Origin of the sequence: Mesorhizobium sp. Cs1321R2N1, assembly GCF_037179725.1 — a bacterium.
Taxonomy (GTDB): Bacteria; Pseudomonadota; Alphaproteobacteria; order Rhizobiales; family Rhizobiaceae; genus Mesorhizobium; species Mesorhizobium salmacidum.
In genome coordinates, this window is record NZ_JAPYKP010000347.1 from 1 (window position 1) to 465 (window position 465).

At 66.0% G+C, this 465-nt stretch carries 1 pseudogene; it reads right to left on the reverse strand.

Annotation, left to right across the window (positions count from 1 at the left end):
• Positions 1 to 147 precede the first annotated feature (147 nt).
• A pseudogene (locus tag O7A61_RS32425) lies at positions 148 to 465 on the reverse strand (hypothetical protein); the annotation flags it as partial.

Sequence of the window (465 nt, forward strand, 5' to 3'; positions counted from 1 at the left end):
GCCGAGATCACTTTGATTTGCGGCCGCACATATGAGCGTTAGATCATGTATTGCGCCGGTATGCCCAAACCCGCCTTCAGGCTTGAAGTCCACGGAGCCGCCGGTGTCCTTCACGCAATCCTTGGCGACCCGACGCATCCCATAACGCTAATTCGCCAGCTGATCGAGAAGCGTGTCGATTTCCCCTTTCTTTGGCGCTTCAGGCGAAGCAGGGGCGGCCTGCGGGTCGGCGGAAGCGGGTTCGGCCGCCGGCCCGGTGATCTCTGCTTCGGCCTCGCCACCGGCGTTCGAACCTGGCGGTGGCGCCGCATTATCCGTCTTGCCGGCGTCTGGCGCCACGGCGGGTTCCGGAGCCGCGGGCGGGGCTTTGGGCCGGGGCGCGGCTTTGCCCAGAAGGTCGCCGATCAGATCCGCCGCTCCCTTGCCGGAACCGTCGCCGTTCGAGCCCGTTTGACCCGGGATCAG